14 protein-coding genes and 2 pseudogenes are annotated in these 13,825 nt (G+C 35.9%); 2 read left to right on the top strand and 14 right to left on the bottom strand.

Annotation, left to right across the window (positions count from 1 at the left end):
- The first annotated feature begins 28 nt into the window (after positions 1–28).
- Positions 29–1,333, top strand: coding sequence for a voltage-gated chloride channel family protein (locus tag GHT08_RS18310; RefSeq protein ID WP_163582857.1), 1,305 nt, complete (start codon positions 29–31; stop codon positions 1,331–1,333).
- Positions 1,334–1,535: 202 nt separating this feature from the next.
- Positions 1,536–2,147, top strand: coding sequence for a DUF421 domain-containing protein (locus GHT08_RS18305; protein WP_163582856.1), 612 nt, complete (start codon positions 1,536–1,538; stop codon positions 2,145–2,147).
- A 170-nt stretch (positions 2,148–2,317) separates the two neighbouring features.
- Here GHT08_RS18305 and GHT08_RS18300 read toward each other — a convergent pair whose 3' ends face one another.
- From GHT08_RS18300 to glmS, 14 genes and pseudogenes are all read right to left on the bottom strand, one after another.
- Positions 2,318–2,857, bottom strand: a complete 540-nt coding sequence (locus tag GHT08_RS18300) for a histidine phosphatase family protein (RefSeq protein WP_163582855.1) — start codon at positions 2,855–2,857, stop codon at positions 2,318–2,320.
- A 36-nt stretch (positions 2,858–2,893) separates the two neighbouring features.
- Positions 2,894–3,229, bottom strand: a pseudogene (locus GHT08_RS18295) (NUDIX hydrolase); the annotation flags it as partial.
- 120 nt (positions 3,230–3,349) lie between these two features.
- Positions 3,350–3,862 (bottom strand): GrpB family protein, encoded by a 513-nt coding sequence (locus GHT08_RS18290; RefSeq protein ID WP_163582853.1) that lies wholly within the window; start codon positions 3,860–3,862, stop codon positions 3,350–3,352.
- Between the two features lie 137 nt (positions 3,863–3,999).
- Positions 4,000–4,530: an NUDIX hydrolase gene (locus GHT08_RS18285; protein ID WP_163582852.1), complete on the bottom strand. Its 531-nt coding sequence runs from the start codon at positions 4,528–4,530 to the stop codon at positions 4,000–4,002.
- A gap of 571 nt (positions 4,531–5,101) precedes the next feature.
- Positions 5,102–5,755 carry a CPBP family intramembrane glutamic endopeptidase gene (locus tag GHT08_RS18280; RefSeq protein ID WP_163582851.1) on the bottom strand — a complete coding sequence of 218 codons (654 nt, stop codon included), beginning with the start codon at positions 5,753–5,755 and terminating at the stop codon, positions 5,102–5,104.
- 210 nt (positions 5,756–5,965) lie between these two features.
- Positions 5,966–6,724, bottom strand: a complete 759-nt coding sequence (locus GHT08_RS18275; protein WP_163582850.1) for an ABC transporter permease — start codon at positions 6,722–6,724, stop codon at positions 5,966–5,968.
- Positions 6,721–7,470, bottom strand: coding sequence for an ABC transporter permease (locus tag GHT08_RS18270; RefSeq protein ID WP_163582849.1), 750 nt, complete (start codon positions 7,468–7,470; stop codon positions 6,721–6,723). Before GHT08_RS18270 ends, GHT08_RS18275 begins: the two co-directional genes overlap by 4 nt.
- Complete coding sequence (locus GHT08_RS18265; protein ID WP_475404882.1) at positions 7,467–8,189, bottom strand: ABC transporter ATP-binding protein; 723 nt, start codon at positions 8,187–8,189, stop codon at positions 7,467–7,469. Before GHT08_RS18265 ends, GHT08_RS18270 begins: the two co-directional genes overlap by 4 nt.
- A gap of 83 nt (positions 8,190–8,272) precedes the next feature.
- Positions 8,273–9,283 (bottom strand): sensor histidine kinase, encoded by a 1,011-nt coding sequence (locus tag GHT08_RS18260; RefSeq protein ID WP_163582847.1) that lies wholly within the window; start codon positions 9,281–9,283, stop codon positions 8,273–8,275.
- Complete coding sequence (locus GHT08_RS18255; RefSeq protein WP_163582846.1) at positions 9,280–9,957, bottom strand: response regulator transcription factor; 678 nt, start codon at positions 9,955–9,957, stop codon at positions 9,280–9,282. The genes GHT08_RS18260 and GHT08_RS18255 overlap by 4 nt, the downstream gene beginning before the upstream one ends.
- A gap of 159 nt (positions 9,958–10,116) precedes the next feature.
- Entirely contained in the window at positions 10,117–10,353 is a 237-nt protein-coding gene (locus tag GHT08_RS22255; RefSeq protein ID WP_238343608.1) for a hypothetical protein, read from the bottom strand.
- Between the two features lie 34 nt (positions 10,354–10,387).
- Positions 10,388–10,570 (bottom strand): hypothetical protein, encoded by a 183-nt coding sequence (locus tag GHT08_RS22250; RefSeq protein WP_238343607.1) that lies wholly within the window; start codon positions 10,568–10,570, stop codon positions 10,388–10,390.
- Positions 10,571–11,294: 724 nt separating this feature from the next.
- Positions 11,295–11,451: pseudogene (locus GHT08_RS22500) on the bottom strand (TnsA endonuclease N-terminal domain-containing protein); the annotation flags it as partial.
- A gap of 162 nt (positions 11,452–11,613) precedes the next feature.
- A complete protein-coding gene (glmS, locus tag GHT08_RS18240; RefSeq protein WP_163582845.1) occupies positions 11,614–13,416 on the bottom strand; it encodes a glutamine--fructose-6-phosphate transaminase (isomerizing) in 1,803 nt (600 codons plus the stop codon).
- Between the last annotated feature and the right edge of the window lie 409 nt (positions 13,417–13,825).

The following is a 13,825-nucleotide window of genomic DNA, read 5'->3' as shown; positions in this document are numbered from 1 at the left end:
ATCCTTTGAAAGTGAGGTTAACTTTTATATGGTTATAAAACGAAAGTACAAAAACTTTTTTTCAATTCTCTGCAAATGGGTAATTTCAGGCCTCATAATTGGTATAGTTGTCGGTTCTGCAACTACTTTTCTTTTAGAAATAAATGATTACCTAGGGAGTGTACGAGAAAAAAGTGGATGGCTTATAGGTCTTCTTCCTCTTGGTGGAATTATCTTAGGATATATATATATGAATTATGGCAAGGTATATTTTAACAATACTTTAAATGACACTGCTGAACAAAATAATTTAGTGATAAACAGCGTTCATGGCAACAAGAAGATTCCAATCAGAATGGGGCCTATTGTTTACTTTGGAACCTTTCTAACAGTCTTTTTGGGCGGTTCAACAGGAAGAGAAGGTGCAGCTGTCCAAATGGGAGGAAGTGTAGCTGAAGCAGGCAACAGACTATTTAAGGTCAACTTACTCGACACAAAAATTTATATCATGAGCGGCATAAGTGCTGGATTTGGGGCTGCCTTTGGGGCACCTATAACAGGTGCTGTTTTTGGAATGGAAATGACTGCTTTAGGGAAAATAAAATTTGAGGCATTCGTCCCTTGTCTTGTGGCTAGCTTTGTTGGTCACTTTATGACAACAGCAGTTTGGGGACATAAACACGAAGAATTTATTATACAAAATGTACCAGAGTTATCCTTTATTACATTTACAAAAGTTATTATTTTGGCTGTTATTTTTAGTTTACTAAGTGTTTTATACTGCCAGTTGAGGCATGGTATACAAACGTTATCTGAGAAACTCTTTAAGAAAAATCATATGAAAAGGGCCTTTGTTGGAGGAATTATCATAGTTTTATTTACATTAATCATCGGTTCACAAGATTACAATGGCCGAGGCTTACAGATGCTAGAACAATCATTCACAGGAGACGTTCCTCCCTTTGCTTTCCTGGCAAAGCTAGTGTTTACGGCGGTAACTCTTGGAACGGGCTTTGTTGGTGGAGAGGCAATACCTTTATTTTTTATGGGAGCAACATTAGGTAATACCTTACACATCTTCTTCGATCTACCTATATCATTTCTGGCTGCCTTAGGATTAGTCGCTGTTTTTTGTGGCGGTGCTAATACCCCTATAACAGCGTTCCTATTGGCAATGGAAATGTTTGATGGAGAAGGACTAGAGTACTTTTTTATTGCTTGTTTAGTGAGTTTTATCTTTTCAGGTCACCACGGATTATGGCCATCACAACAAATATATGAACCTAAGAGCAGGTTATATAGCATTACAAATGCTGCAACTATTGAAAACGTTGAAAGGAAGAAAAAGCTTTAGAAAATCAAATGATAAAATTTTGAAGTATTCCCATTTTATTTTCAGGGAATCGTTCCTAACCTAAATAATGATTATTTTCAATTATGGAGAATAAGAGGGCGGATATCATTCACCATAATAATTAAGCATTCCATCTACAGGGAAACTGAAAAATTTTTTCAGATAAAAACATTATAATTTGCTTTTAAAAGGGGGGTTTTTGTTGGATTTAAACTTTATATGGAAATCAATTGTGATTGTCATTGGTGGAGTACTTATTTTGCGGTTAGCAGGAAGAAAATCAATCTCACAGCTTACCGTTGCTCAGACTGTGATGATGATAGCAGTTGGTTCATTAATCATTCAACCTGTCAGCGACAGGAACATTTGGATTACTATGTTGATTACTTTCTTAATGGTAGTTACACTTCTTTTTATTGAGTATATCGTTTTAAAATCCAATGCTCTTGAAACTATTATTTATGGAAAATCACTAATTGTAGTCGAAAATGGCCAAATTAACGAAAGTAATTTAAAAAAGCTACGATTAACAGTTGATATGCTTGAGGTGCGATTAAGACAACAAAATATTAGAAGTATTAGTGATTTACAATGGGCTACAATCGAAGCAAACGGTCAGTTAGGCTATATGCTAAAACCCAATAAACAATATGCTACTAAAGAGGATATTAATATGCTGAAATCACTAATTGTATTAAATCAATCTAATCCACCTAATGGGACCACACTAACTGAAGCAAGTAAGTCAGATGACATTTTTAGTGAAGTAAAAAATAGAAAACATGTAGAAAAACCTAAAAAGAATTTGGATTAGAAATGAAGTGAGACTATGATCAGTGGGGGGGTTGATCATAAGGAGTGTTAGGCGTCTGTTCGAGCCGTAAAGGATGCGATTCATTCTAATGGACTATATTAGCTTGTTAAATTAAAGCACCCTCGTAACTAACAACTCCTATATTTCCGCACGCCTTATGTATATCCTTTTTATTTCCATATTCGCTGAAAAGTTACCTTATTACTCTCGTGTTTTAAGAGAAATGCGTCAGGATTACTAAGAATTTTCCAATCATCAAACCCATAATCTTTGTTAAAATACATTAAAAGTAAAGACATTAAATTTCCATGTGTAACAATGACTGTATTGTTATTGTTTCTGCTAAAAGCTTCTTCTACAACCTCAACAATTCGTTTCATAGCTTCTCGACTGGATTCTCCGCCTTCAAACCTCAATTCTATATCATCAAATGTATTTCTAAGTTTTTCAAACCAATCGGGAAGATTTTTAGTGCTCAGAATACGCTCTATCAAATTTTTATTAATCTCAACGTCTATATTGAATCTCTTTGCAAGTGGGCGAATAGAATCAATTGCACGTTTATATGGGCTTGAAATAATGCGATCTATTTTAACATTGGAAAAAAACTCAGATAATTCTAAGGCTTGTTCATGGCCTCTATCTGTAAGTTGGGCTTCTGGAGACTGGCCTTCTGCTTCACAATGCCTAATAATATAAATATTCTTCAATTAAACCACTCCATAATATGTATAAAGTAATTATGACTAATAAATTGAAATCAACGCCTCGGAATGTTTAATGCTTTCCTTTAAATAAATAGGTGAATTTGGATGGTTTAATATTTCTTCGGTAGTTAACCATAACATCTTTTCTACTTCATCAGAACTTTTAGGAAATGCCTCACCTGATTCATATTCGCAAAGAAAAACAATATCCACTAAATTTTCACCAGTATCTATTACGAAAGATGTATTGTGTACATAAGCTAAGCTGTCTTTTACTTTCACACCGACTTCTTCTAATATTTCTCGCTTTACTGTTCTTTCTAATATATCTGCTGAATTTCCTTCTATATCCACCTTACCTCCAACAAGAGAAAGCAACATTTACGATAAACAGTCTGAGTACCCCCCAAAACATTTTTTAATATATCATTTTGCAAAATCTTCCTATATTGCTTGCTTCTCGAAGAAAAACTACCCTTTAGCTCAATTAACAGTCTAAATCTTATTTTTCTCCCCTGCTTGTTTAAGTATTTCTTCTACAAAATCAGTTTTTCCATTGGTATAAGCCTTGTGATCGTTGTGAAACTCTTTTACTAATTTTAACTTTAATTCTCCATAATCTTTAGCTACTTGAGGATGATTTCTCAAATAATCACGAAACTTAATATGGCGTCTAAATTCAGCGTTATCGATAGTACAAACATAAAGGTGATGCCAAGGCATTTTATCAGGTGGTATGAAAGCTTCACGACCTTTGATTCCTAAATCCCCTTCATGTACATAACCTAAGGTAGCTAGTTTTTCAATAGCAATCTGTACATCGTTTCTTGTAGCTACTACAACATCTATATCAACAATTGGTTTTGCAGGTAACCCTGGAACAGATGTACTTCCGATATGTTCTACTGCCAAAACAATGTCACTTAAGGATGGCGTTACAAAATCTCTAATCATTTCAAAATCTCGAACCCATTGAGGATCGTATTCTACAACTGTTATATAGGTCATTTCAATCTCCCTTTACTTATTTCGTATGCATTCCTGTTAACACTACTATCATATAGCCTTATAAAGAAAAACCCTCTTTAGGTGAAGATGATCAAGAAATATTTATAAAAAATAGCGCCCGATTGTTTGTAAAGGTTTTACTGACCTATTCTTTGGTTGTGCGCACCCATGTTGTACCTCATATCAAATAATAATGCAATCAACGGGGCGTGATAAGGAATAAATAAACCTTCCGAAATCATATTAATGATGTCATCACTCGACGCCCATTTAACCTGTTTCACTTCCTCAGTCGGTACTGGGAGATTTGAGATACTTAAATCAGTTTCAAGAAGATAATAATCATCAAATCCATTCTCAAAGTTAATAGTTAGAGAAGGGCGCCTATTTCGAAGGTTAAGTGTATAACCAATTTCTTCTTTCACTTCTCTTTCTGCAGCTTGTTGACTAGTTTCACCCGCTATAGCACTACCTCCCACGGTAATGTCCCACATGTTTTTCCAATCTTCCTTATCTGGTTGTCGCTGTTGAATCAGCATGTCTCCAAGTTGATTAAATAAACAGACGTGAATCACTAAATGATAAGCACCTTGTTCGAATATATCCCCACGATTCATTTGCTTGTAGGTCAGATTTCTGTCCTTGTCGTAAATATCCCACTTCTCCATACTCCCACTCCTTAATGCTATTTCATTAACCCTCATTACAAACTCCTTCTTTCATTTATCTTCTTAAACAACCCGTCACAATCTCTGTGCTTATTTTAACATAAAATTACAATTTTACTTTTGGTTTATCAAAATTAACACAGCATTGCACAACAATTAATGTGGTAATTAGCACATCAACTATGGCTCTTATGGGTAAGGGAAATATCCAATCATATTACTATGCTCCTCCAGCTATTTAATTTATCAAACATACCCAAATGTTTCCCCATTAGTTTCTATTAATGGTAAATACATAAAAAAACCCTCTGCTTCTATGTTAAACGCAGAGGGTGAAATAAATAATTTATTTTAATATTTATATTTTTTACCTGTGACTTCAATCTAAACATACTTATATATTACTTTGAAATAAAGTTTGATCAAAAATATCTCACAAACCCTCTTTTGGTAAGAAAAATCCGTTTTGAAAAAAGATTGATCAAAATGGATTTTTTGTTTGTGAAGTATTAAACAATTTTTATAAAAAAGTTTGATCATTTTCTAAAGTGTTGCTTCACAATTGCGCCCATTAGTAGAACAGTGACACTAATAAATTATACAAAGAATGAATAATAATTACTGACCAAAGTGAGTTACTTTTCTTATATACAAATCCAAATAGAATACCCAATACAAAAGCCGTTAATATGGAACCTAGAATATATGGGAATTCAAAGAGACCTTTATAAAACCAAATAGGAAAATGAATCGACACAAAGAGTAAGGCTGTAATTGTATTTGCTATCCAGAACTTATAAGAATCCATTAGTTTTCTTAATAAAAAACCTCTAAAGACAATTTCCTCAGTGATTCCAACTAACAGAATTGTATTAAGCCACTCATTAAACCCCATTTGAAAATCAAAATCATTTTTTAAAACAGTTAGATTGAAAATTAAATAGAATATGAAAACTAAAGACAACCAACCTACCCATTTTAACCCCTTTTTAAAGTTATGACGTAATCTTAAATAGGATAACGGATTACTTTTCTCCATAACTTTAACCAAAAATATAACGGGAATGACCCAAATGACTATTTTGATAACGGCTGATGTAATAGCCCTTGGTATGGAATCCATCATGTCTAAGTATTGGACTAACCATATTTCTCTCGCACACCAAAGAGCAAAAAAGATAATGAAATATACCCAAATATAATTTTTATTTGGTTTTAATAACATTTGTGTCCCCCCTTTTTTTTGTACAACAATCTGGCCTGTTAATTGAACAAGTAAATCAAAGTTTTCAAACAACTTTATTGTACATGTTAAACAACTATATTTATAATTAAAGAACTATATTATTACTCAACAACAGGTAATGAAGGATTGATTCTTTCTCCATCTCCACAAATCAATTTCCTTATTTTGTATAAGTGATGAAACCTAAACTTAGGCATCTCGTTTACGGTAAAATACAATAGCCACTGTAATAAATATCAGTGTCCATAGCATTGAGATACCTGCTCCTTGCATTGGTGTAAGGATATTTATTTCATTAGAAGGAGGCGACATATACATATAATATCCTGCCGTATCCGGAAAATAATTTTTAATACTAGGTAGAAAATCTCTCAATAATGGACTGACAATGAAATAATGACCAAGCAGTACTACTAAAGCAGGAGTGGTTCGTCTGAATAGAGCACCTATAGCTGCACTGAGAAGGGTGGTTAATGTTAGATAGCCTGTTGCACCTACTAAAGTTTTTATCATATTGTCTATTTCAATCACTAATGCTGTGTCTCGCATCATAATAAAAGCATATAGTACACCTGATGCAGCAATAATAAAAGCCATAGGAATGGTTACAATTGCCAAAGCTAAATGTTTCGTGGATAATTGAAACCCACGCCAAGGAATCGTAATTAAAGTAGTTCGAATCTGCCCACCCGTGTACTCCGAACAAGTAGCTAAGATACCAAGAATAATAAACCCCGCTTGAAGATATCCCATAGGAGCAAGTCCTATATTCAGTATACTTTGCGTTCCTGCTGCACCTCGTAGACCAGCAGTAGTAAAAGCTGCGGCTAAAACTAAATTAAGAATGAATGTACACATAAGAGTAAGCCATACCAATGGTAATGTAACTAATTTATCCAGTTCAGCACCAAAGATTAGTGTTATCTTTCTACTAGAAGAGACACTCATGATGAAACGTCCCTCCTATGGAATACAATGGCTGCTACAATGAAAAGAACAGCTACCCAAGCAAACATGATTAAACCACCTTTAAATGGGGTATGAAATCTGTCGCTCGAAACCATAAACATATCAAGGCCAGCCATATCTGGTAAGTAAAACGCTAATTTTGTTACCTTAGTAAGGAGATAAGAGACTGTCACAGCAGATGAATTTATCATGAGCACAGCAAGCGGGATAATGCCATTCTTAGTCAGAACAGTAATCCCAAATGCTAAAAGAGCAGTAAATATCCAGTAACAAACTGCGCCGATCAGTCTAGATGCTTCAAATGCAGGGGCGTATTCACCAAGTATAAGATTTGTTGCTGACACAGTTGTTAGAATCGCAACAAAGGAAAGCAGTAAACTGATCACTGTCACAGCACTTGCTTTTGCCAGCAAAAAGTGTAAACGGGATGAAACAACGGTTAAACTCGTTGTAATCTGATTCCCTCCACCAGATTCACTGCTCTCTGTCAAATACTCACTGCTGACAGCAAGCACACCAAGAATAATGATACCTTGCACACCAAGACCTAAACCAATATAGCCAACTTCTGATAGTCGTGTGCTAACTCCAGCTATAATCTCCTCTTTTTCCACTACGCTGTCCAAGACAGCAATGACCGCTGGGGCAAATGCTCCAATAAGAAAGGCAAGCCAAATGCCCGGCAGGGAGAACAATTTAGATAGTTCTGCGTTGAATACTCTCATACAACATCACCCGTATTTTTAGATGTCAGGGCAAAAAAGGCTTCCTCCAGCGTGGAATGGTTGCCTATTACTTCTTCCAATGTTCCATCTGCAACGACTTTTCCATGATTAATAATCACCACATCATCAACAGTCTCTCCAAGCTCACCCATTAGATGACTGGATAGTAACACCGTTTTACCAGACGCAGCACGTTCACGTAAAAATGTCCGAATCCAACGAATTCCTTCTGGGTCGAGCCCGTTTACGGGTTCATCTAAAACCAATATTTTTGGATCACCAAGTAGTGCAGCTGCCATTCCAAGTCTTCTTCCCATACCAAGAGAATATTTTCCAACCCTTTTCCCAGCTGCATTCGTAAGACCTACTATTTCCAGAACTTCCTCTACACGTGAGCGAGACAATCCCGCGGCACAAGCAATCCAACGCAAGTGTTTCCGTCCTGTTCGCATACGATGAGCTCCAAATCTATCAAGTGCAGCACCTACTGTTGCTAGAGGATTCTGTAATTCAGCGAATGGCACTCCATTAATCAGTGCACTCCCTGAGGTGGCACGATCTAACCCAAGCAGGATGCGAAGTGTAGAACTTTTCCCTGCCCCATTTGGACCTAAAAAACCAGTTACTCTACCGGGTCTAGCTTTAAAACTGACACCTGATAAAATTTCTTGATTTCCTCTTTGTTTGACTAAGTTATTAATTGTAAGCAACCATAACACTTCCTTTCTGTTATGGTTCTCATTATAAAGAAGCAAAGTTACATCTTGGTTATCATGTTGTTTACTTCTGGGTTAACTTTAGGTTAAACTCTGCCAATAGCTACTCTTGTGCCATTTTCAGTTGATATAAAGTCAGCTTTCAGCTTCATTTTTTTCAACATATAATTTGAAGCCGATAATCCAATTCCCGCCCCACGCTCATAGGATGAGTGATCCATCCCTGGACCTCTGTCTGCAACAATGATCTGTTCTTTTTCTACATCAACTACAATGTTTGCATACTTTCCCTCTGCTGCATGGCGAAGGATATTCTGAAATAAATTGTCAAGAATCCGTGTCATCCATTTAGGATCTGCTTCCCAATAAAAAGTCGCCTCTGTCGGTAAATCAACATCGAACTGAATTTCTAATTCTTCAAATATAGGATACCACGCAGCAACAGATGCTCTTACTAAACGCCCAATATCTGTTGAAGTGGGTTGAAAAGGATGTTTCCCTGATGTAAGCAATGTATAGGAAAGTAAATCATCCATTAGATCTCCGACTCTTGTAATCGTATGGTTCATCTCCGTTAATGAGTCTCGTCCTTTTAAACTCATTGATTCTTTGTTTAATCTGGTAACATGTCCTTTCAAAATGGTAAGTGGAGTTCGTAAGTCGTGAGATAAATTCGCAATGAGTCGATGTCGTAATAATTCCTCTTCATATTCTCGCTTACGACTGTCTTCAAGCTGCTGAATCATCCAATTAAAAGAACTTCCTAACTGGTCTATTTCATCCATAAGATCCGTTTGAACAGACACTGGTTTAGGAAATGAGTTACTATTAGCTGAAAATGACATGACTTCCTGTAAGCGAGTGAGACGTTTGCGAAGTCTCAAGAAGAAAAGCCAAGATATGACAACAAATGTGACAATAACAAAACCAAACAAAAGTAGTATAACGTAAAATAGATTTAACGTATTCAGATTTTCTTCATTGATACCCGAAAACTCAATGAATGAAAAAAAGATAAATAGCACAATTGGAGGAAAAAAGATAAATACAAAATGTCCCATTAGAAAACGACGAAATAATGATCTAGTCTGTTTCATAGTTTCACCCGATATCCTATTCCCTTTAACGTTTCAATAATCTCCGAGGAATCTGGATACCGTTCCAACTTTTGACGCAGTCGACTTATATGCACCATTAATGTTTTATCACCAGTTATGTAAGTTTCGTTCCAAATCGCTTCATAAATTTGCTCTTTTGGTAACACTTGATTAGGGTGGCGTAAGAAATACATTAAAATTTGATGTTGTTTCCCTGTCAATATAATTTCTTCTCCTGTGTACTTGTCATATACCATTTGGACTTCTGGATCTACTTCAATATGATTTCCTAATGCAATTCGTTCGGAATGTATACCACCACTTCGACGGGTTAATACTTCTAATCTTGCAACTAATTCATCCGTATGGAATGGTTTCGTTAAATAGTCATCAGCAAATTGTAAACCATCCACCTTATCATCTATTGATGTTCTAGCAGATAACAGCAATATTGGAACAGCAGGAGCTGCCTTTTTTAATCGTTTTCCCACAGTAAATCCGTCTAAACCGGGTAACATGATATCCAAGATAACTATTTCATGCTGATTTACTTCTTTTTCGGCTCCTTCGCCAGAAAGCAGCCACTGAACTGAAAATCCTCGCTGTTCCAATTCTCCTTTTACCCAACTGCCTATTTTCTCTTTATCTTCAATATATAACACGCTTCTTTTCAAGTAACATCCCCCTCTCTGAACATTTTTCTATAAAATTCTTGAATCCTTGAACCCCATAATTATTATTATCCATTAATCCCCCCATACTTTCATTGAACAATATCCCAATATAAATAACCATTTTCTTTTAGTGAAGAGCACTAATTTTATAGAAATTTGTTAAATTAACTTGTTTAACAATATTTTGCTCCTATGCCGAATACCTTTAGAACCATGCTTCGCCTTCATCACAATAACACCTTGATTTTCAATAATCTTTAATGCTTTACTTGTCCAAGTGCCATTATCATTAATAAGATTCACAAGTAATTTATTATAAAAAAGATGCCAGTTATGAGTAGTAGACGATGATAAAATAAGGATCGATAGAGAACGATTTTCACGTTCTAACTCCACAATATTGAATTGCTTACCATTTATAAGAAGTATTTCAGCAATTATATCGTCTTTTCGTTACACCATCACTTAGCTTGGTAAATCTACGTTCCCCTATACCCTCTGGTAGCACATCGATAATTGCACGAATTGCTTGTACTTGATAATGCTGTTCCATTACTTTCAACACATTAATCAAATCTTGCAACTCACCTTGTGCTTGGATTTCGTGCAACATTTGATGCTCTAGCCCTCTTACTAATTTTTTGGTCTTCATCGTCTGCTGTGGATCGAATTGAATCATTATTACAGTAGTATTTTTTTTGTATTTTCATCCTCTGTTGTACGCTGCTTTGAGGAACTACTTTTAATTCGTTTAATTTTAGGTACCGATGTATATTCATGTTTCAACTGATTCATTTGTACAAGTTCAAAGTCTTCTGTAGAGCCATCAACTTGTTTTAATCTAATGTAAGGCCTTTTTCATAGTTCTTTTTATTTAAAAAACAATAAGTGTACTTCTTTGCCTCATTGGCTCTCTCTTGGTCTTGTATTTCTGTCCCCCACAATTAATCTCTTTCCCTCCCCAAATCCCCCCTCTATCTCATACCATACCTAACCCCAACCCACTTTTACAAAATATGGTGCGTGATTAATCTTTTTCCGTAAAACAGCCGATTTTAACCTGATACATACCTTGTGGAATTTGTCGAACGGTAACTTTGGTTTTTCCGTAACAGAGAAAAGACTGAAAGGAGATAGAAAAAAAACAGAAGAAAAAGGATATCCTTCTCTTCTGCTCTAAACCTCTATAAATCAAGTTTTATCCGCTGATGAACTACTTCTATATCACTTCATTTTTCTCTCACATCTTCTCAAAAAACCACTCTCAAGTGCTCTTTCCTCTCTCATTTACGGAAAGAGATTAAGACTTATGGAAAAAGATTAATTGTGGGTGACAGTTGTCTACCCGTTTTTATACCTTTCAATCTAGTTGACTGACCTAACGAGGAAAACATCGTGAATTTTAAGCCAAGGTTGATAATCTGCCCCACTGCCCGTTCCTCGACCCTCTTGAATCCACTTATCAATTTTAGATGTTCTTTTTCTTTTCGACATAAAGAAACACCCCTTTAGATAATTATATCCATAGGGGCAAAGCTTCGCAACTTTTTTATAAACAACATGACTTTATTTTTAACATCGCATTTTTTAGAAACATCGTGACTTTATTTTAAATCTACATTTCATGCTACAATTATAAATTAAACAACTTTTTTATTACTCAACCGTCACAGACTTCGCTAAATTTCTTGGCTTATCAACGTCACAATCACGGTGAAGTGCTGCGTAATAAGCAAGTAACTGCATTGGAATCACACTTACTAATGGTGTTAGCAGCTGGTGGACTTGTGGTAAAACAAATTGATCACTATCATTTTCAAAGCCTTTCATACTTACAACACAAGTATTAGCTCCACGTGCTGCTACTTCCTGTACGTTACCGCGAATGGATAGATTAACATTTTCTTGTGTTGAGATAGCGATAACTGGTGTTCCATCTTCGATTAAAGCAATCGTACCGTGCTTCAATTCACCGCCAGCGAAGCCTTCTGCTTGAATATATGAGATTTCTTTTAACTTCAATGCCGCTTCTTGAACAACGAAATAGTCCACGCCACGGCCAATAAAGAAGGCATTTCTAGTTGTTTCAAACATGTCTTTTGCAATACGTTCGAATTCTTCTTTTTGATCCGTTAATGTTTCCATCGCACTTGATACAATAGCTAGTTCTTGAAGTGGATCAAATGATAGATCAATCCCTTTTGCTCTGGCACTATCTACCGCCAGAATCGCTAATACAGCAATTTGAGCTGTATATGCTTTTGTTGATGCTACTGCAATTTCAGGTCCTGCATGTAAATGCAAGGTATAGTCTGCTTCACGAGAAAGGGTTGAACCAGGCACATTAGTAAGCGTTAATGCCGGGTGCCCTAAAGCTTTTGTTTGTACTAAAACGGAACGGCTATCCGCTGTTTCCCCACTTTGTGAAATGAAAATAAATAATGGATTTTCAGATAACAATGGCATATTATAAGAGAATTCACTTGCAATATGCACTTCGACAGGGATATTAGCTAATCGTTCAATAAATTGTTTACCAACTAATCCAGCATGATAACTTGTTCCTGCTGCAATAATATAGATACGATCCGCTTTCTTCATCGCTTTACGGATATCATTATCTAATTTAATGGTATCGTTCTTGTCTTGATACTCTTGAATAATTTTACGGATAACAAATGGCTGTTCATCAATTTCTTTTAACATAAAGTGTGGATAGGTTCCTTTTTCCGTATCAGAAGCATCGATTTCAGCTACATATGCTTCACGATCCACAACTGTTCCATCTAGTTTCTGGATTTCGACACGATCACGTTGAACCAATACTACTTCTTTATCTTCAATTTCCACATAACGATTCGTTTCTTTTAATGTGGCCATCGCATCACTTGCTACGACATTAAAACCGTTCCCTAAGCCGACAAGTAATGGACTTTTGTTTTTGGCAACGTAAATAAGATCAGGATTTTGATTATCAATTAAAGCAATGGCATAAGATCCTTTTAGAACAGATAAAGCTTTACGGAAGCCACCTAATACATCATTCGCTTCATTAGCAAGCTGTTCAATTAACTGTACAACGATTTCTGTATCTGTTTCACTTTTTAATGAAACACCAACTAAATACTCATCGCGAATCTCACTGTAATTCTCGATTACTCCATTATGAACTAATGTGAAACGGCCAGATCCACTTTGGTGAGGGTGCGCATTATCCTCACTAGGCTCACCATGTGTTGCCCAACGAGTGTGTCCGATACCCATTGTCGCCATCACATCTTCGTCTACTTTTTCACGTAACGTTGCAATTCGTCCTTTTACTTTTGTGACACTTACACCATTATCATTCAATAAAGCAATACCTGCAGAATCATATCCTCGATACTCTAATTTCTCTAATCCTGTTAATAAAACTTCCTTCGAATCATTTGCTCCAATAAAACCTACAATACCGCACATAGTGTTGTCTCCTCCTTATAATAAGGGGCAGACAAACGACCATTGAATCGATAGTTACAAGGGGCGTCTATCTGCCCCTTTCTCGTGTTTGTATTCGTTCATCTTGTTCTTATTCTTGTACAAGAAGTTGCCTTCCTGCTTTCGAACAAAAACATATCGGTTGAGATGTGCAACCGGGAGGCATCCGCCGATCATGCTCGATAAACCTCCTCCTCGTCAGCTATGAGTTTACCGTACGTCATAGCCCAGGCGCTTTTATTTAAATTTCTGTTTCTATGCTCCTTTCCATTCTTGACTAAGTCGCGAAAGAAAACGACGACTCTTTTATTTTACTTGAAAAGATCTTTTTAAGCAATCAATATTGTAAAAAGATCTACTACAATTCTATGCACTATTTATAATATTAGTG

The sequence above is a fragment of the Gracilibacillus saliphilus genome (genome assembly GCF_010994085.1).
Classification (GTDB): Bacteria; Bacillota; Bacilli; order Bacillales; family Amphibacillaceae; genus Gracilibacillus; species Gracilibacillus lacisalsi.
This window is presented reverse-complemented; position numbering and strand designations above follow the sequence as displayed.